This window comes from Falsihalocynthiibacter sp. CO-5D18, from assembly GCF_041205445.1.
Lineage (GTDB): Bacteria > Pseudomonadota > Alphaproteobacteria > Rhodobacterales > Rhodobacteraceae > Falsihalocynthiibacter > Falsihalocynthiibacter arcticus.
This window is the reverse complement of the sequence record NZ_JBGFCF010000029.1, coordinates 1-18766: the sequence shown is the minus strand read 5'-3', so window position 1 is coordinate 18766 and position 18766 is coordinate 1. Positions and strand designations below refer to the sequence as shown.

General features: G+C 51.9%; 15 protein-coding genes. All 15 read right to left on the bottom strand.

Features of this window, described 5'->3' with window-relative positions; translation table 11 throughout:
• Positions 1 to 119: GTP-binding protein (locus AB9F27_RS21230; RefSeq protein ID WP_369756319.1), on the bottom strand; the 119-nt coding region annotated here is incomplete at its 3' end.
• 57 nt (positions 120 to 176) lie between these two features.
• Positions 177 to 2294 (bottom strand): elongation factor G, encoded by a 2118-nt coding sequence (fusA, locus tag AB9F27_RS21225; protein WP_335586681.1) that lies wholly within the window; start codon positions 2292 to 2294, stop codon positions 177 to 179.
• 25 nt (positions 2295 to 2319) lie between these two features.
• The gene (gene rpsG / locus AB9F27_RS21220) at positions 2320 to 2790 is read right to left on the bottom strand and encodes a 30S ribosomal protein S7 (RefSeq protein WP_039003446.1); all 471 of its coding nucleotides are present in this window, start codon (positions 2788 to 2790) and stop codon (positions 2320 to 2322) included.
• A gap of 12 nt (positions 2791 to 2802) precedes the next feature.
• Positions 2803 to 3174, bottom strand: a complete 372-nt coding sequence (gene rpsL / locus AB9F27_RS21215; protein WP_039003445.1) for a 30S ribosomal protein S12 — start codon at positions 3172 to 3174, stop codon at positions 2803 to 2805.
• Positions 3175 to 3551: 377 nt separating this feature from the next.
• Entirely contained in the window at positions 3552 to 4466 is a 915-nt protein-coding gene (locus tag AB9F27_RS21210) for a DMT family transporter (RefSeq protein WP_335586680.1), read from the bottom strand.
• Positions 4466 to 5278, bottom strand: coding sequence for a glycosyltransferase (locus AB9F27_RS21205; RefSeq protein ID WP_335586679.1), 813 nt, complete (start codon positions 5276 to 5278; stop codon positions 4466 to 4468). The genes AB9F27_RS21210 and AB9F27_RS21205 overlap by 1 nt, the downstream gene beginning before the upstream one ends.
• A gap of 145 nt (positions 5279 to 5423) precedes the next feature.
• Positions 5424 to 9674, bottom strand: coding sequence for a DNA-directed RNA polymerase subunit beta' (gene rpoC, locus AB9F27_RS21200; RefSeq protein WP_335586678.1), 4251 nt, complete (start codon positions 9672 to 9674; stop codon positions 5424 to 5426).
• 50 nt (positions 9675 to 9724) lie between these two features.
• A complete protein-coding gene (gene rpoB / locus AB9F27_RS21195; protein WP_039003442.1) occupies positions 9725 to 13861 on the bottom strand; it encodes a DNA-directed RNA polymerase subunit beta in 4137 nt (1378 codons plus the stop codon).
• A 244-nt stretch (positions 13862 to 14105) separates the two neighbouring features.
• A complete protein-coding gene (gene rplL, locus AB9F27_RS21190) occupies positions 14106 to 14480 on the bottom strand; it encodes a 50S ribosomal protein L7/L12 (protein ID WP_039003441.1) in 375 nt (124 codons plus the stop codon).
• Positions 14481 to 14549: 69 nt separating this feature from the next.
• Positions 14550 to 15065, bottom strand: coding sequence for a 50S ribosomal protein L10 (gene rplJ, locus AB9F27_RS21185; protein WP_335586677.1), 516 nt, complete (start codon positions 15063 to 15065; stop codon positions 14550 to 14552).
• A 249-nt stretch (positions 15066 to 15314) separates the two neighbouring features.
• The gene (gene rplA / locus AB9F27_RS21180) at positions 15315 to 16013 is read right to left on the bottom strand and encodes a 50S ribosomal protein L1 (RefSeq protein WP_039003439.1); all 699 of its coding nucleotides are present in this window, start codon (positions 16011 to 16013) and stop codon (positions 15315 to 15317) included.
• A gap of 2 nt (positions 16014 to 16015) precedes the next feature.
• Positions 16016 to 16441, bottom strand: a complete 426-nt coding sequence (rplK, locus tag AB9F27_RS21175) for a 50S ribosomal protein L11 (protein ID WP_039003438.1) — start codon at positions 16439 to 16441, stop codon at positions 16016 to 16018.
• Positions 16442 to 16565: 124 nt separating this feature from the next.
• Complete coding sequence (nusG, locus tag AB9F27_RS21170) at positions 16566 to 17099, bottom strand: transcription termination/antitermination protein NusG (protein ID WP_039003437.1); 534 nt, start codon at positions 17097 to 17099, stop codon at positions 16566 to 16568.
• A 185-nt stretch (positions 17100 to 17284) separates the two neighbouring features.
• On the bottom strand, positions 17285 to 17488 hold the full coding sequence (secE, locus tag AB9F27_RS21165; RefSeq protein WP_039003436.1) for a preprotein translocase subunit SecE: 204 nt from the start codon (positions 17486 to 17488) through the stop codon (positions 17285 to 17287).
• Between the two features lie 88 nt (positions 17489 to 17576).
• Positions 17577 to 18503 (bottom strand): hypothetical protein, encoded by a 927-nt coding sequence (locus AB9F27_RS21160; protein ID WP_335586676.1) that lies wholly within the window; start codon positions 18501 to 18503, stop codon positions 17577 to 17579.
• Between the last annotated feature and the right edge of the window lie 263 nt (positions 18504 to 18766).

Genomic DNA, 18766 nt, shown 5'->3' with positions numbered 1-18766 from the left:
AAGTTGTCCGAAAACTGCTTCGTAATCGCAGCTGTCAAAGTCGTCTTACCGTGGTCAACGTGGCCGATTGTACCAATGTTACAATGCGGTTTGTTACGTTGGAATTTTTCCTTACCCATGAGGCTCTCCTAGTGGTTAGTGAGCGGGTCAGAATAAAATCTGACCCGCAATTACGATTAGGCGAATTTCGCCTGAATTTCTTCCGAGATATTCGACGGTACTGGTTCGTAATGGTCAAACTGCATCGAGAAGTTTGCGCGGCCCGAAGACATTGAGCGCAAATTGTTGATGTAGCCGAACATGTTAGCCAATGGGACGAAAGCATCGATAGCAATGGCGTTACCGCGTGTATCTTGCCCTTGAATATGACCGCGACGCGATGTCAGATCGCCAATAACACTACCAGTGTATTCATCTGGAGTGATGACTTCGACCTTCATGATTGGCTCAAGCAATTTCGCGCCAGCTTTCCGCATACCTTCCCGCATACACATACGTGCAGCGATTTCGAATGCGAGGATGCTGGAGTCAACATCGTGGTACTTACCCTCGATAAGAATGACTTTAAAGTCGATCACGGGGAAGCCAGCAAGGGGGCCACTATCCATAACCGATTTAATGCCTTTTTCAACACCCGGTACGTATTCTTTCGGAACAGACCCACCAACGACTTTGCTTTCGAAGGAGTAACCCTCGCCCGGCTCAGTTGGGATGATCTGTAGTTTAACTTCAGCGTATTGACCCGAACCACCCGACTGTTTCTTGTGGGTGTAAACGTGCTCAACTTCGTGGCCAATGGTCTCGCGGTAGGCAACTTGTGGAGCACCGATATTTGCTTCAACCTTAAACTCACGCTTAAGACGGTCCACGAGGATATCGAGGTGAAGCTCGCCCATGCCGCGCATAATTGTTTGACCGGACTCAAGGTCAGTCTCAACGCGGAAGGAAGGATCCTCAGCAGCCAAACGGCCAAGGCCAGTCGACATTTTTTCTTGGTCAGCCTTTGTTTTAGGCTCAATCGCGATCTCGATAACAGGCTCTGGGAACGTCATCGTTTCCAAAACTACTGGATCAGCAACGGAACACAGAGTGTCACCCGTTGTTGTATCTTTGAGGCCTGCAAGCGCGATAATGTCGCCCGCAAATGCTTCTTGGATCTCTTCGCGATCGTTAGAGTGCATCATCATCATACGACCGACGCGCTCTTTGCGGCCTTTCGTAGAGTTCAGAAGGTTGTCACCTTTGTTCAGAACGCCAGAGTAGATGCGTGTGAACGTAAGAGTACCAACGAAGGGGTCGTTCATGATTTTGAACGCAAGTCCCGAGAACGCCATATTATCATCCGCGCGACGCGGGATATTACGGGTTTCTGTCTCGTCACCTGGTCTAAAGCCCATGTAATCCACAACGTCCATCGGGGATGGAAGATAGTCGATCACAGCATTCAACAGAGGCTGAACGCCTTTGTTTTTGAACGCAGAACCACAAAGAACGGGAATGAATTTGATGGCCAAAGTCCCTGCGCGAATAAGGCGACGCAAGGTTGGAACATCAGGCTCATTGCCTTCGAGGTAAGCTTCCATTGCCGCGTCATCCATGTCGACAGCAATCTCAATCAGTTTGCCGCGCCATTCAGTCGCCAACTCAAGAAGTTCAGCACGGATTGGGCGTTTTTCCCAAGATGCGCCAAGGTCTTCACCTTCCCAAACCCACTCTTCCATGGTCACAAGATCGACCAAGCCTTCGAGTTCGGTTTCTGAACCGATTGGGATTTGGATTGGAGCCGCAACAGCGCCCGTACGATCTTCGATCATATGAACACAGTTGAAGAAGTCCGCGCCGATTTTGTCCATTTTGTTGACAAAAACAATGCGCGGAACTTTATAACGGTCAGCCTGACGCCAAACAGTTTCAGTCTGTGGTTCAACACCCGCATTCGCGTCCAGAACCGCAACAGCACCATCGAGAACAGCCAAGGAACGCTCAACTTCGATTGTGAAGTCAACGTGACCTGGTGTGTCGATAATGTTCATCCGGTGCTTTTCGCCGTCTGGGTTGTCACCGTCTTCGGTGCGCTCCCAGAACGTCGTTGTTGCAGCCGAAGTAATAGTAATACCGCGCTCTTGCTCTTGCTCCATCCAGTCCATAGTGGCCGCACCATCGTGCACCTCACCAATATTGTGGGACTTGCCTGTATAAAACAGGATGCGCTCGGAACAGGTTGTTTTACCTGCGTCGATGTGCGCCATGATGCCGAAGTTGCGGTATCTGTCGAGGGGATAATCGCGTGCCATTATGTTGGTCCTAAGCCCTAAGGGTTTACCAGCGGTAATGGCTGAAAGCTTTGTTCGCTTCGGCCATTTTGTGGGTATCTTCGCGCTTTTTGACGGCTGTGCCGCGGTTATTAACCGCATCCAACAACTCACCAGCAAGACGCTCTTCCATTGTGTTCTCGTTACGCTTGCGCGCAGACGTGATCAACCAACGGATCGCAAGTGCTTCGCGGCGCTCAGGGCGCACATCAACAGGCACCTGATACGTCGCACCACCCACGCGGCGCGAACGCACTTCGAGGGAAGGTTTGATGTTTTCGAGTGCTTCATGGAACACTTCTACAGGTGCGCGTTTGATCTTGTCTTCAACGCGATCAAACGCGTTGTAAACAATGCTCTCAGCAACGGATTTTTTACCATCGATCATGAGGTTATTCATGAACTTGGTAAGAACTTTATCCCCAAACTTAGCGTCTGGAAGAACTTCGCGCTTTTCAGCGGCGTGACGACGGGACATCTCAGTCTCCCTTTATTTAGGACGCTTAGCGCCGTATTTCGAACGACGTTGCTTACGATCTTTAACACCTTGGGTATCCAGCACACCGCGCAGAACGTGGTAGCGAACACCCGGAAGGTCTTTTACACGACCGCCGCGGATAAGAACAACAGAGTGCTCCTGAAGGTTGTGACCTTCACCCGGGATGTAGCTAATGACCTCAAAACCATTTGTCAGACGCACTTTGGCGACGCGACGCATAGCAGAGTTTGGTTTCTTTGGTGTCGTTGTATAGACACGTGTGCAGACGCCACGCTTCTGAGGACAAGCCTGCAGGTGCATGGATTTCTGACGCTTTACTTTCGGCTGGCGCGGCTTGCGGATCAGCTGTTGTATAGTTGGCATTCCGGTTATTTCCCCGTGTTGCAACACAAAATTTCAAAACGGGACGACGCCCCGTATGGCTCATAGGCACATCCCGTGCACAAAACGCAAAAAAACCACATCCATCCCCAGTGTGGGAACGACGCGGTGGGCATTCAGAGGATCGGAGCAATAAGGCCCGGATCGTGACCACTTCGGTTTTGAATACGGCAAATCGGGAATACACCCATGCCAAGTAGGCGCTATTTATGGGGAGTCGCCGCCATTGTCAACACAGGTCAGCGCGATTCCTACCCAATGCGAAAACGAGGCCAATTTTTCGCCGAGATCGTGGGATGCACGTAATTTGCCCCACGATTTTTCTGTTCGCAAACGCGCATTCCCACCAGATCGAATTCTCATCGGTTTAAGGCCAAGCGCGCCCGCTTCGCGGCAAGTTGTTCCCTGAACAATGTCACCAGCCCAGATAACACAACGATTCCCGCCCCAATAAGCGTGAACGTATCTGGCCAGTCATCAAACACCACAAACCCAAGGACAAGCGCAAAGAGGATCGCCGTGTAGCGAAAAGGTGTCACAACCGCGAGGGCTCCTACCCGCATCGAACTCACGGAAAACGCATACCCGACAACCAAGAATGCCGACGCTCCTACGAGCAAGAAAACCTGTTGGGCTCCGATGTCCTGCCAAGGCTCCGAGGCACCTCCCCCTAGAACAAACAGAGCGAATCCTAAGCCCGCATTCCCGATGGTCGCAAAAAATATAACGGGCAAGGTCCTAACGGTGGGGGAAAGTTGGCGTGACGCAAGATCGCGTAACGTCACGGCAAAGACCGCCCCCAAGGCATAGAGCGCATAGAAATTGAAATCAGTCCCGGGCCGGACAATGAGCATCACCCCGCAGAACCCAGCAAAAATCGCAGTCAGTCTACGCCAACCAAGCGGCTCCCTGAAAAAGAGGGCCCCTGCGAGGGCGACAGTTAAGGGGAGCGATTGCATAATAGCCGTGGTGTTGGCCAGAGGCATATGCATGAGGGCCGTTATGAAAAGGAAAGAAGCAGAAACTTCACCGACGGTCCGCCAAAAAACGATCCAGCTATCGCGGCGGGTCAAACGAAGGTCTAGTCCTCCTGTGAACTTTGCAAATGCGACAATCATCACCCCGACAATCACAGCTCGAATCAACAAGCCTTGATAAAATGGCATATCCTCTAGCAGGACTTTCATGAACGCATCGTTCACCGTAAAGCCCGCCATCGAAGCGCTCATCATCGCGGCGCCGCGTAAATTTTCACCCTGCGTAGACTCGTACATTAGAGGTCCTGTAATGTGTCAAAAGGGATCGGAAAATGCGTATCGATACCCGTCTTGATCTCCGCGTTGGAGAGCTTGTTTGAATGTCCGACAATCACCGGATCGCTGTCATTGTCCCGATGGATTGCGCGAATGAAATTTGGTTCCGAGACATCGGAATAAAGATTAAAGAATTGACCGAGAAATCGATGATTGCGGGCATAGACATTTTCGGGGTGCCCCGCTTGGGCGAAAAGTGCCGAGCCAACCGATAAAGGTGTGCGTTCGCAGGCGTCAAAAATGCGATTTTCGCCGTTTTTAATCTGAACGTAAAACCCTCGATTGAAGGAAAGCGCAATAGGTTGCTTCGGTTTGCAAAGGGGTTCTAACTTCCGCGCCGTTCGCTTTAGGCGTTTGATATAATCATTGGAGACCGCATCATCATCATCCAGCCGAAAACTCGTCCGGTGGCTAAAACCGTCTTGAGGGATGCTGTCATAGACTTTGCGAATGGCCGCATAATTGTGTTCACTCTCACGCGCAACGATCCGTGCGTTCGAGAGCGGAGCAAGTAGCGCCTTAAGGTTGTCTTTTGCCGCTAGCGGGAGGCTGTTCCCCACAAGGAAGACGCACGTAAAATCGGGGTCGGTTTGCGCAAGTAAAGACGGCAGGCAAAGCTTTTCGAACAAATAAAACCGGCGTTCAAGCCTCTCAGGATCATAGAGAAACGCCTCAAGTTCGTTGAGATCATCACCGCCCTTAGAAAAGCCCGACAGCGCCGGAAACGAGAACCGAACAAGACCGATCACTTGATTGTTGTAGTCCTGAGCCATGGGCGATCTCGCGGTTGTTTTTTGACAACCTAGGCCTGCCTTTTCGATTTTCCCAGCCCAAAGTTCGCACCAAGCGGCGATAAACGGAAAAGGCCCCCGCGTTGGTAAACGCAGGGGCCCAATTTAATTTGCTAGTCGGACTTTATTAAGAGTCGCGGCTTTCTTCGGTCTCGGAAGCGGGTGTTGAGAACACATCGCCGCCGATCACGTCCTTGGGCACCACAGGGGCAGCAATTGCGGCTGCCTGCTCGGCTTCCGCGCGGCGGGCTTCCAGAACCACGTTGTCACGCTGAACAGCAATGGCACGCGCTTGTTGCGTGGCACCACCGGTGCCAGCAGGGATCAAGCGGCCCACGATGACGTTCTCTTTGAGGCCAACCAGTTTGTCGCGCTTGCCTTGGACCGAAGCCTCGGTGAGCACGCGGGTTGTCTCTTGGAAGGACGCCGCCGAGATGAACGAACGCGTTTGAAGCGACGCTTTGGTGATACCAAGAAGGATGGGTTCCCCAGATGCAAGACGGCGACCAGCGGCCTCCGCTTTGGCATTTGCGGCATCAAACTCGGCTTTATCCACGTGCTCGCCTTTGAGCAATGTGGTTTCACCGCTGTCCAGAATTTCCCATTTCTGGAGCATCTGACGAACGATAACCTCGATGTGTTTATCGTTAATCTTCACGCCCTGGAGACGGTAAACTTCTTGAACTTCCTCGACCATATAGTTGGCAAGAGCTTCAACACCCATAACTGCAAGAATGTCATGCGGCGCAGGGTTGCCATCCATGATGTAGTCGCCTTTTTGGACGAAATCGCCCTCGGCTACTGGGATGTGCTTCCCTTTTGGAACCATGTATTCCACTGGCTCCAGACTCTCGTCTTTTGGCTCAATCGAGATCCGACGCTTGTTTTTGTAGTCGCGACCGAAACGAACAAAGCCGTCGATTTCTGCGATGATCGCGTGGTCTTTGGGACGACGTGCCTCAAAGAGTTCCGCAACCCGTGGCAGACCACCGGTAATGTCCTTGGTTTTCGCGCCTTCACGAGGAATACGCGCAATCACATCACCCGCTTGAACTTCCGAGCTCTCTTCTATCGAGAGCACAGCGTCAACCGACATTGGATAGGAAACAAGGTTGCCCACATCATTGCGCAACGGTTCACCATCTTCACCAATGATGAAAATCTCAGGCTTGAGTTCGTTGCCTTTAGGTGCAGCACGCCAATCGATAACGATTTTCTGTGTCATGCCTGTTGCGTCATCGGTTTCGTCGCGCACGGAAATACCGCTTACGAGGTCCACGAATTTCGCAGTACCCGCTTTTTCGGCAATGATTGGGAGCGTATAGGGATCCCATTCAAACAGTTTGTCGCCACGGGTAACATTCGAACCCGCTTTGACGTGGATTTTCGAACCGTAGCTGATCTTATGACTTACAAGCTCAGCGCCGCTTTCGTCCTCGATTGTGAGGAGCATGTTGCGGCCCATAACAATCGATTCACCCGAAGAGTTCTTAAGCAGAAGCTCGTTCTTGAACCCGACTTTGCCTGTGTGGCTGGCTTCTTGGAACGACTGTTGACCACCCTGTGCAACGCCACCAATGTGGAACGTCCGCATTGTAAGCTGTGTGCCAGGCTCACCAATGGATTGCGCCGCGATAATACCAACCGCTTCGCCTTGGTTCACCAAAGTACCGCGTGCAAGGTCACGACCGTAACACATGGCGCAGACGCCTTCTTCGGCCTCACATGTCAACGGGCTCCGCATCCGCATCGTTGCCACACCAGCAGCTTCGATAAGGTCGGATTTACGCTCGTCGATGACTTCGTTTTTGGAAACGATCACTTCGTCGGTGCCTGGTTTCAGGACATCCTCCGCAGCAACACGACCCAGAACGATCTCGGCGATGCTTGCAACAACTTCACCGTCTTTTACCGCAGCTTCAGCGGTAATAGACAATTCCGTTCCACAGTCATGTTCGCGAACGATACAATCCTGAGCAACGTCCACCAGACGACGTGTCAGGTAACCCGAGTTCGCCGTTTTAAGCGCGGTATCAGACAGACCTTTACGTGCACCGTGGGTAGAGTTGAAGTACTCAAGAACCGAGAGGCCCTCTTTAAAGTTCGAGATAATCGGTGTCTCGATGATGTCGCCGTTCGGCTTGGCCATAAGACCACGCATCCCGCCGAGCTGTTTCATCTGAGTAACCGAACCACGCGCACCAGAGTGGGCCATCATGTAAACCGAGTTCGGCTCCATTTCAGCGCCATTTTCGTCAATTTTCAGAGCGGAAATGGTGTTCATCATCGCATCAGTGACTTTGTCGTTACACTTGGACCAAGCATCGACAACTTTGTTATATTTCTCGCCCTGAGTAATCAGGCCGTCCATATATTGAAGTTCGAAATCACGCACTTGATCGCGTGTTTCGTCAACGGTTGCCCATTTTGTATCTGGGATAACCATGTCGTCTTTGCCAAAGGAAATACCCGCTTTGAACGCTTCACGGAAACCCATAGTCATGATGTGGTCACAGAAGATAACCGACTCTTTCTGACCGCAATAACGGTAGACCGTATCGATGACTTTCTGAACGTCCTTTTTCCGCAGCAAGTTGTTGACCAACTCAAACGGTGCTTTTGCATTCTTCGGCAAAAGCGCACCAAGGCGCACACGACCAGGTGTGGTTTCAAACCGCACCATGATCTCGTTGCCTTCTTCATCGATTTGCGGAACCCGCGCGATGATTTTGGAGTGCAAGTGAACGACACCAGCATCAAGAGCGTGTTGAACCTCATCCACATCCGCGAAGGCCATGCCTTCACCAATCATGCCTTGACGCATGAGAGTGATGTAATAAAGGCCCAAGATCATGTCCTGTGACGGAACGATAATTGGCGCACCGTTGGCGGGCGACAAAACGTTGTTCGTGGACATCATCAAAACACGTGCTTCAAGCTGTGCTTCAAGGCTCAAAGGAACGTGAACCGCCATTTGGTCGCCGTCAAAGTCAGCGTTAAAGGCCGAACAAACGAGGGGGTGAAGCTGAATAGCTTTCCCTTCAATCAGGATCGGTTCAAACGCTTGGATACCAAGACGGTGAAGCGTCGGCGCGCGGTTGAGCATAACGGGGTGTTCCCGAATAACCTCATCCAAGATGTCCCAAACTTCGGGACGCTCTTTTTCCACGAGTTTCTTGGCTTGCTTCACAGTGGAAGACAGGCCTTTGGCTTCAAGACGCGAGTAGATAAACGGTTTAAACAGTTCCAACGCCATCTTCTTAGGAAGACCACATTGATGCAGTTTCAACTCAGGACCGGTCACAATCACCGAACGGCCAGAGAAGTCGACGCGTTTACCCAAAAGGTTTTGACGGAAACGGCCTTGCTTACCTTTGAGCATGTCAGACAATGATTTCAAAGGACGCTTGTTGGCCCCAGTAATCACACGACCACGACGGCCGTTGTCAAACAGCGCATCAACGGATTCTTGCAGCATACGTTTTTCGTTGCGCACGATGATATCGGGCGCACGCAGCTCAAGAAGGCGTTTCAAACGGTTGTTACGGTTGATCACCCGACGATACAGATCGTTGAGGTCGGAGGTCGCAAAACGACCGCCATCAAGCGGAACCAAGGGGCGCAACTCTGGCGGGATCACTGGGATCACCGTCATAACCATCCACTCAGGACGGTTGCCGGACTCAAGGAAGCTCTCAACGATTTTAAGACGTTTGATGATCTTCTTAGGCTTCAACTCACCCGTTGCTTCGGCCAAGTCGGCCCGCAGCGTTTCGGCCTCGGATTCAAGGTCGATCAAGGAGAGCATTTCACGGATCGCTTCAGCGCCAATACCGGCAGTGAAAGCGTCCATGCCGAACGCGTCTTGGGCGTCCATATACTCTTCTTCGGACATCAATTGACCATAAGTGAGGTCGGTGAGGCCCGGCTCGATCACAACGTAGTTTTCAAAGTAGAGAATACGTTCAAGATCGCGCAGTGTCATATCCAGCATCAGGCCGATGCGCGATGGCAACGACTTGAGGAACCAGATGTGCGCAACAGGTGCTGCAAGTTCAATGTGGCCCATGCGCTCACGACGCACTTTTTGAAGCGTAACTTCAACACCACATTTCTCGCAGACAACGCCGCGATATTTCATACGCTTATATTTGCCACAGAGACATTCGTAGTCTTTGATGGGGCCAAAAATACGCGCACAGAAAAGACCGTCACGCTCTGGTTTGAACGTACGATAGTTGATGGTCTCTGGCTTTTTGATTTCGCCGTAAGACCACGAGAGAATCCGTTCCGGGCTCGCCAAAGAAACTTTGATCTCGTCAAAAGTCTTTTGGGGTGTGAGCGGGTTAAACGGGTTGTTTGTAAGTTCCTGGTTCATTTTGCGTTCCTTATAATCAGGGGAAGGTGGGATGAGTAAGGCACGGGGCCCTACTCATCCTCCTCCGCATCCAGGAGTTCCATGTTCAGGCCGAGGCCCCGGACTTCTTTGACAAGCACGTTGAAGCTTTCGGGCACACCGGCCTCGTAATTATCTTCACCTTTGACAATGCTTTCATAGACTTTCGTCCGTCCAGCAACGTCATCGGATTTCACGGTCAGCATCTCTTGCAGCGTGTAAGCCGCGCCATATGCTTCGAGTGCCCAGACTTCCATCTCCCCGAAACGCTGGCCACCGAACTGAGCTTTACCGCCCAAAGGTTGCTGCGTGACAAGACTGTAAGGCCCAGTTGAACGTGCGTGGATTTTGTCGTCCACGAGGTGATGCAGTTTGAGCAGGTATTTCATACCCACGGTCACTTTACGGGCGAATTGCTCGCCTGTACGACCATCAAACAGAACCGATTGACCAGAAGTGTCAAAGCCAGCCCGCGTCAACGCGTCGTTAACATCCGCCTCTTTGGCGCCGTCAAAAACAGGTGTCGCGATTGGCACACCGCCGGTAACGTTACCCGCAGCTTCCAACAATTGCTTTTCAGTCATGTCGGCGATGCCTTCGTCATAGACATCATCGCCATAAGCAAACTTCATCGCATCCCGAACAGGGGTCATATCGCCAGAACGGCGGTACTCGCCGAGCGCTTCGTCGATTTGGATACCCAAACCACGGCTCGCCCAACCCATGTGGGTTTCTAGGATCTGACCAACGTTCATCCGCGAAGGCACACCCAGTGGGTTCAAACAGAAGTCAACCGGCGTACCATCCGCGAGGAACGGCATGTCTTCCATAGGCACAACCTTAGAAATAACACCTTTGTTCCCGTGACGACCCGCCATTTTATCACCTGGCTGAAGCTTACGCTTCACAGCAATAAAGACTTTAACCATCTTCATCACACCCGGAGGCAAATCATCGCCGCGACGTACTTTCTCGACTTTATCCTCGAAGCGCGCTTCCATCATCTTTTTCTGAACGTCGTATTGCGCGTTCAGAGCTTCGATAATTTTTGCTGCTTCTTCATCTTCAAGTGCGAGCTGCCACCATAGACCCTTGGACAACATGCCCAATAGATCTTCGGTTACTTCGGACCCAGGCTTAACGCCCTTCGGACCCTTGGCAACGGTTTTACCCAGAACCATAGATTTAAGACGCTGATAGATGTTGCGATCAAGAATTGTCAGCTCGTCGTCGCGGTCACGCGCCAAACGTTCGACTTCTTCACGCTCGATTTGCAACGCACGTTCGTCTTTTTCAACGCCGTGGCGGTTGAAAACACGAACTTCAACAACAGTCCCGAAATCACCCGGTTTCACACGCAACGATGTGTCACGTACGTCAGAGGCTTTTTCACCGAAGATCGCGCGAAGAAGCTTTTCTTCAGGCGTCATTGGGCTTTCGCCCTTCGGTGTGATTTTACCCACAAGGATGTCACCGGGGTGAACTTCCGCACCGATGTAAACAATGCCGGCCTCGTCGAGGTTGCGCAGCGCTTCTTCACCAACGTTTGGAATATCGCGTGTGATTTCCTCAGGACCAAGCTTTGTATCACGTGCGGCGACTTCGAATTCTTCGATGTGAACCGAAGTAAACACGTCGTCACGAACGATACGCTCAGAGATCAGGATGGAGTCTTCGTAGTTGTAGCCATTCCAAGGCATAAACGCGACAATCACGTTTTTACCCAAAGCCAATTCGCCAATATCCGTGGACGGGCCGTCAGCAATAACTTCGTTTTTGCCGACAATATCGCCTACTTTTACCAACGGGCGTTGGTTAATACAGGTGTTTTGGTTTGAGCGTTGGAACTTACGCAGACGATAGATGTCTACGCCAGCATCGCCGAGTTCAAGATCATGCGTCGCACGAACAACGATACGCTGCGCATCAACTTGGTCAACGATACCTTGGCGTTTCGCCATGATCGAAGCACCGGAGTCGCGTGCAACCACTTCCTCAATACCAGTCCCAACCAAAGGCGCTTCAGCCTGTAGCAATGGAACGGCTTGACGCATCATGTTCGAGCCCATCAAGGCACGGTTGGCGTCATCGTTTTCGAGGAACGGAATAAGCGAAGCCGCAACCGAGACCAGCTGTTTTGGCGAAACGTCGATCAAGTCGATGTTTGCCGCTGGGCTCAATGTATACTCGCCAGATTGACGTGCAGACACGAGGTCGTTTTTGAACTTGCCTTCGTCATCGAGCTGCGCGTTTGCTTGCGCAACCGTGTGACGCATCTCTTCGGTAGCCGACATGTACTGAACTTCGTCAGTCACTTTGGTGTCGACAACCTTGCGATAAGGCGTTTCGATAAAGCCGTATTTGTTCACGCGGGCAAAAGTCGCCAGCGAGTTGATCAGACCAATATTCGGACCCTCTGGAGTCTCAATTGGACACATACGACCATAGTGTGTTGGGTGAACGTCACGAACCTCAAAGCCCGCACGTTCGCGCGTCAAGCCACCAGGCCCAAGCGCAGAAAGACGACGCTTGTGCGTGACTTCCGAGAGCGGGTTGGTTTGGTCCATGAACTGCGACAGCTGCGAGGAGCCGAAGAATTCACGAACAGCAGCAGCCGCTGGTTTCGCATTGATCAGGTCTTGTGGCATGACAGTGTCGATCTCGACGGAAGACATCCGCTCTTTGATCGCACGTTCCATGCGCAACAGGCCAACACGGTATTGATTTTCCATCAATTCGCCAACAGAACGCACACGACGGTTGCCGAGGTGGTCAATGTCGTCGATGTCGCCTTTGCCATCACGCAATTGAACAAGCGCTTTGATACAGGAAACGATGTCTTCTTTGCGCAGGGTACGAATGGAATCATCCGCATCCAGATCAAGACGCATGTTCATTTTCACACGACCAACGGCCGAGAGATCATAACGTTCGCTATCAAAGAACAATGTGTCAAACAACGCGCTCGCGCTTTCAACGGTGGGTGGCTCGCCAGGACGCATCACACGGTAGATATCCATGAGCGCTGTGTCGCGACCCATGTTTTTATCTGCCGCCATTGTGTTGCGGATGTAAGGCCCAACATTGACGTTATCGATGTCAAGAACGGGGATCTCGGTGATGCCCGCATCAAGAAGTTCCTGCAAAGAACCGCCCGTGATTTCGCCAGCTTTATCGTACTCGAACGCCAACTCATCGCCAGCTTCGGCATAGATCGCGCCAGTTTCTTCATTGATCATGTCTCGTGCAACAAACTTGCCCAGGATTTGCTCGAACGGCAAAAGAAGCTGAGTAACGGCAGCGTCTTCAACAAGTTTCTTCACGGCGCGAGGAGTGATCTTCTTGCCAGCTTCGGCAATCACTTCACCCGTTTTCGCGTCAACCAGATCATAAGTCGGACGTGTGCCACGTACGCGCTCTGGGAAGAACTTGGTTGCCCAACCTTTGTTCTTCTTAAGCGTGTAGTTCACGGTATCATAATACGCGTTGCAAATGTCTTCTTGATCCATGCCCAAAGCATAAAGCAATGTGGTCACAGGCAATTTGCGACGACGGTCAATCCGTGAGAACACGATGTCTTTGGCGTCGAATTCGAAATCCAACCAAGACCCACGGTAAGGAATGATCCGACACGCGAACAAAAGTTTACCCGAGGAGTGGGTTTTGCCTTTGTCGTGATCAAAGAACACGCCGGGTGAGCGGTGCATTTGCGAAACGATTACGCGCTCGGTACCGTTCACAACAAAGGTGCCATTCGGTGTCATCAAAGGCATATCGCCCATGAACACGTCTTGTTCTTTGATGTCTTTAACCGATTTCGCGCCTGTATCTTCGTCGATATCAAACACGATGAGGCGGAGCGTCACCTTCAAAGGCGCGCTGTAAGTCATGTCACGTTGCTGACATTCTTCTACATCGTATTTCGGCTTTTCGAGCTCGTACTTTACGAACTCAAGAATGGATGTTTCGTTGAAATCTTTGATCGGGAAAACCGACTGAAATACGCCGTTGATGCCTTCGCCGTCGAGGGGCGTAAGCTGATCACCAGATTTCAAGAACAAGTCGTACGAGGATTTCTGAACCTCGATAAGATTCGGCATCTCGAGAACTTCGCGGATTTTACCGAAGTATTTGCGAAGCCGTTTTTGGCCAAGGTAAGATTGAGCCATGTGCGTGGTCACCTTTCAGATTTTTCGCAGAGACATCCAAGCTGGGCAACAGAGACGTATCGCAAAACAAAGCTATTCGGATCTATTCTCGAAACCGGCCCACCGGCTCCGCCCGATCCATTGAACCGCCTCTTAGGAAATGCCCGCGTGCCGCAGACCGTTTCTAAGACGCGATAAGCTGGACCCGGAATAACCCCGGATCCAGCCAATTTTTGCAATCACTCGGGCGCAATGCCCGACGTAATTACTTAACTTCGACTTCTGCGCCAGCTGCTTCGAGCTTAGCTTTGATGTCTTCAGCTTCTTCTTTCGAAACGCCTTCTTTGACAGCTTTGCCGCCAGCGTCTACGAGGTCTTTAGCTTCTTTCAGGCCAAGACCTGTGATGCCGCGGACTTCTTTGATGACGCCGATTTTGGACGCACCAGCAGATTTCAGAATTACTGTGAATTCTGTTTGCTCTTCTGCGTCTGCACCAGCATCTGCTGGGCCAGCCATCATAACAGCTCCGCCAGCAGCAGGCTCAATGCCATACTCGTCTTTAAGGATAGTTTTCAGTTCTTGTGCTTCGAGAAGGGTAAGACCAACGATCTCTTCAGCAAGTTTTTTCAGATCAGCCATTATACTGTTTCCGTTCGTTTAAGTTGTGTTCCAACGTGTAAGGACAATCCCCACGAAGGCTCATGTTGCTTAAGCAGCAAGCTTGTCTTCAATTGTAGACAAGATGCTCGCGATATTGCTTGCAGGCGCGCCAATGGCCCCGGCGATGTTGGAAGCAGGTGCCCCAATGCAGCCAACGATAGAAGCGATAAGCTCCTCGCGTGACGGCATCGCTGCAACGGCTATAACACCAGCGACGTCCAGTGCCGTCTCACCCATAGCACCACCGAGAATTTCCAGTTTGGAATTCCCTTTGGAGTATGCCTGAACAACCTTGGCCGCAGCCACAGGATCTTCAGAGTAGGCGAGAACAGTCATGCCATTGAGGAGGCTCGCAATGCTTGCGCATGGCTTACCCTCAAGGGCGATCTTGGCGAGCTTGTTTTTGGCAACGCGAACAGACCCATCGACTTCGCTCATTTGAGCGCGAAGGTCTTGCATTTCAGCAACCGTGAGGCCTTCGTAGCGGCAAACCACTACAACGCCAGAGCTGTCAAAGATTTGGCCGAGTTCGTCGACCAACTGTTCTTTTTGTGCTCTATCCACAGTTTTCTCCAAATTTGGGGGTTGCCCCCCGGCTCAGTTTGACCCGCCCCCAGTGTGGGATTGGGCCGTTCGGGTCCAATTTCAGGGTCCCGAGGCCAGATCACCCGAGGGTTGCCCCTCGAAAAATTGTCTCGTTCCCCATCTCAGGAAGGATTTATGGCCGAAGCCACCCTCCGTCTCGGACAGGATGGGGCCAAATCGGCGGCCCCACCATTCTGCGGGTTGCCCCGCGGAATTCTTTAGACTGGCTTAGTTGCCAGTTGCGCTTTCAACATTCAAAGTCACGCCTGGGCCCATTGTGGAGCTGACAGCGATCGATTTCATGTAGGTACCCTTGCTGCCCGACGGGCGCAATTTGGCAACCGCATCAACGAAAGCACGAATGTTTTCAATCAGTTGCGCTTCAGTGAAGGACACTTTGCCAACACCAGCATGGATCACACCGGCTTTTTCAACTTTGAACTGAACTTCGCCGCCTTTGGCCGCTTTAACAGCAGCTTCAACGTCCATAGTCACAGTACCGACGCGTGGGTTTGGCATCAGGTTGCGTGGGCCTAGGATCTTACCTAGGCGACCAACAACACCCATCATGTCTGGTGTCGCAATGCAGCGATCGAATTCGATCTTGCCGCTTTGCACGATTTCCATAAGGTCCTCGGCACCAACGATATCTGCACCAGCAGCTGTCGCTTCGTCAGCCTTAGGGCCACGAGCGAAAACAGCAACACGTACTGTTTTGCCAGTGCCGTTTGGCAAGCCAACAACACCGCGAACCATTTGGTCAGCGTGACGTGGGTCAACACCAAGGTTCATCGCGATTTCAACTGTTTCGTCGAATTTTGCAACGGCACTGGCTTTCACCAATGCAACAGCATCTTCAACTGTGAGGTTTGCTTTACCAGCAAATGCCGCGCGTGCCGCGGTTGTGCGTTTTCCGAGCTTTGCCATGATTATTTTACCTCGATACCCATAGAACGCGCAGAACCCATGATGATCAGCATAGCTGACTCAATGTCGTTTGCGTTCAGGTCTTTCATTTTTGCTTCTGCGATTTCTTTGACTTGCTTCGCAGTCACAGTACCCACAGTTTCACGGCTAGGTGTTTTCGCACCCGACGTGATGTTTGCAGCTTTTTTCAAGAAATAAGACGCCGGAGGAGTCTTAACTTCCATCGAGAAAGATTTGTCTTGGTAATACGTGATCACGGTCGGGCAAGGGGCGCCAACTTCAAGGTCCGCTGTTTTCGCGTTAAACGCTTTACAGAATTCCATGATGTTGATGCCGCGCTGACCCAGCGCGGGTCCCACGGGGGGGCTTGGGTTGGCTTTGCCTGCAGGAACCTGCAGCTTCATAGTGCCAGCAATCTTCTTGGCCATCGGGCCTCTCCTTCTTCAACTCACCGCAAACGCGTTTGCGGGACTATGGTTGTGTGGTTCGGATTTCTGAGCGCGCTCAGGTCCCCTCCCACAATTTCGTGCACCCGAAGGCCCACACCACACACTAGATATCTTTTGTTACCTGTGTGAATTCCAACTCGACCGGTGTCGCGCGGCCAAAAATACTTACGGTCACTTTCAGGCGACCATTTGCTTCGTCCACGTCCTCGACCATGCCGTCGAAACCTTCGAACGGACCGTCGGTGACCTGAACTTTTTCGCCGGTTTCGAAATGGATCAAGGTACGTGGCGCCTCTAGACCCTCTTCAACGCGGTTCAAAATCTGATTCACTTCTGCGTCGCGCATCGGCATCGGACGCCCCTGCGGACCCAAAAATCCTGTGACGCGATTGATCGAGGTTACAAGGTGGTAGCCTTCGTCGCTCATCTCCATGCGAATCAAAACGTAACCCGGCATAAAGCGACGCTCGGCGGTCACTTTTTTCCCACGGCGGATCTCAATGATTTCCTCCGTCGGTACCAGTACTTCTTCGATCTCTTCCTCAAGACCGGCTTCCGCAGCAGCAAGTTTAATTGCTTCGGCGATCTTTTTCTCGAAATTCGAGAGGACGCTCACCGAATACCAACGCTTAGCCATTTTGCCACAGTCCTTGTCTCAATTTTTGGGAAAACCCCAAAAGATGTATAAATTCTAAAGGGTTAGTGCGATCCAACCCTGAACAAAAAACAGCGCGCAGCCCGAATCGCTGCACGCCTGCCATGATGTTGATGCCTCAAGTATCCCTGAAACCAAGTGAATTCAAGCCAATTGAGGCGATTTTTTTATGCGAAGAACCCAAGGCCAAATTGCAGACCCGAGCGGATCGCCATATCAACCAAGGAAAAGAAGATTCCCATGAGCGTTGCCATCACCATAACCATCGCCGTGGTCAAAACGACCTCACGACGTGTTGGCCATGTGATTTTTGCCCCTTCGCCGCGCACTTCTTGAATGAACTGAAGCGGATTTGTGCGTTTTGCTGCCATGATGCTGCCCTTTATGCCGTCGCCACATGCGACGAAAGCGATATATGCTATGGTGACGCGCTTGGCAAGGCACGCGCGTTGGTTTGAGTTACTTGCGGGGTTGCCACGCCCCGATCACTTTGACCTTCTCCATCTTCGAGACATCTTCAAAGTCCGAACGATAGGCAGAGGCCGCTAATTCAATCTCATTTTGCGTCCAAGGAGAATATCGTGGGTTTTCAGGCGCCGTCGGGTACAGGGATCGAGCTGCAATGGCCATCTCGCGTTGCTGGGCGCGACTGTCCGTCGGCGACGCCTGTTGCAAGACCTGCTCGACCGCGCGTTGCGACATCCCTGAATGAACTCGACGGGCAATTGGTTCAACATGCTGGCCGAGTTTCCATCCAACCAATTTACGCATGATTCGCACAAAGTTGGCCGGATAATCCTCATAGCGCCAAACATAAATCTCGGCCACTTCTGGAACAAGACTAAGACGCCGCACAACGTTTGACCAACGCACGTCGTGAAATGCCATTCCCTCTGCGAAATTCTTGAAAGGCTCAACCTTCCCACCCACAAGCGATTGCGAATAGGCCGAGGCCATTAAATCGGCGGGATTGCGGACGGCCAAAAAAAGCGACAACGGGCGGCCCCCGAAATAAGGAATAAGCTTTTCCAACTGGGAGTCGGAATTCGGATAAAGGGGGGCGACGCGCCTGCCCTTTTTGATGCGCCACATCGGACCAAGAAAGTTTTCTTCGGAAAGCACCAAACGGTTTGCCCCCCCCGCCAAGTCCCAAAGCGCTTGCTCGGCCCGTTCTTTTGATTCTGGGTGCTTGCTTGTAGGCAGTCCAAACCGACTCTGGAGCGATTTTTTCGGCCCGCGCAGATCTGAAGGCCCTCTGAATATCACCTTGGATTGCGCCAAGAGGTCCGCATTTGCTTCCAGCGAGTGCTGGAGATGCGTTGTTGCGGTTTTATGCGCGCCCAAATGCATGGAAATCCGGAGTTTTTGTGAAGGGATGTCAGGCAATGGGATGTGATCCAAATAGGCGCCATGTCGGCGGTACGGGGTTCAACGAGTTAAAAATCATGCTGCCGCCTTCAGGATGCCTGCCCCACCTTAGCCGACTTCGCTAAAGTTTCAACGGGAACACCGTACGAATAATCTGAAGGGCACTGATGGTGTGGATGCCTCACCCCGGAACCGGCATCAAAGTGTGCCATAGTGGTGATATTGAAAGCACCAAATCGGAGGAGACATCCATGAACGAAGTTACAATGATTGGCGTCGAC

Bases quoted from the DNA above. Each gene is read 5' to 3' on its own strand.
- AB9F27_RS21210 (WP_335586680.1), bottom strand. From the start codon at position 4,466: ATGTACGAGTCTACGCAGGGTGAAAATTTACGCGGCGCCGCGATGATG.
- rpoC (WP_335586678.1), bottom strand. From the start codon at position 9,674: ATGAACCAGGAACTTACAAACAACCCGTTTAACCCGCTCACACCCCAA.
- rpoB (WP_039003442.1), bottom strand. From the start codon at position 13,861: ATGGCTCAATCTTACCTTGGCCAAAAACGGCTTCGCAAATACTTCGGT.
- rplL (WP_039003441.1), bottom strand. From the start codon at position 14,480: ATGGCTGATCTGAAAAAACTTGCTGAAGAGATCGTTGGTCTTACCCTT.
- AB9F27_RS21205 (WP_335586679.1), bottom strand. From the start codon at position 5,278: ATGGCTCAGGACTACAACAATCAAGTGATCGGTCTTGTTCGGTTCTCG.
- nusG (WP_039003437.1), bottom strand. From the start codon at position 17,099: ATGGCTAAGCGTTGGTATTCGGTGAGCGTCCTCTCGAATTTCGAGAAA.
- rplA (WP_039003439.1), bottom strand. From the start codon at position 16,013: ATGGCAAAGCTCGGAAAACGCACAACCGCGGCACGCGCGGCATTTGCT.
- rplK (WP_039003438.1), bottom strand. From the start codon at position 16,441: ATGGCCAAGAAGATTGCTGGCACTATGAAGCTGCAGGTTCCTGCAGGC.
- fusA (WP_335586681.1), bottom strand. From the start codon at position 2,294: ATGGCACGCGATTATCCCCTCGACAGATACCGCAACTTCGGCATCATG.
- rpsG (WP_039003446.1), bottom strand. From the start codon at position 2,790: ATGTCCCGTCGTCACGCCGCTGAAAAGCGCGAAGTTCTTCCAGACGCT.
- rpsL (WP_039003445.1), bottom strand. From the start codon at position 3,174: ATGCCAACTATACAACAGCTGATCCGCAAGCCGCGCCAGCCGAAAGTA.
- secE (WP_039003436.1), bottom strand. From the start codon at position 17,488: ATGGCAGCAAAACGCACAAATCCGCTTCAGTTCATTCAAGAAGTGCGC.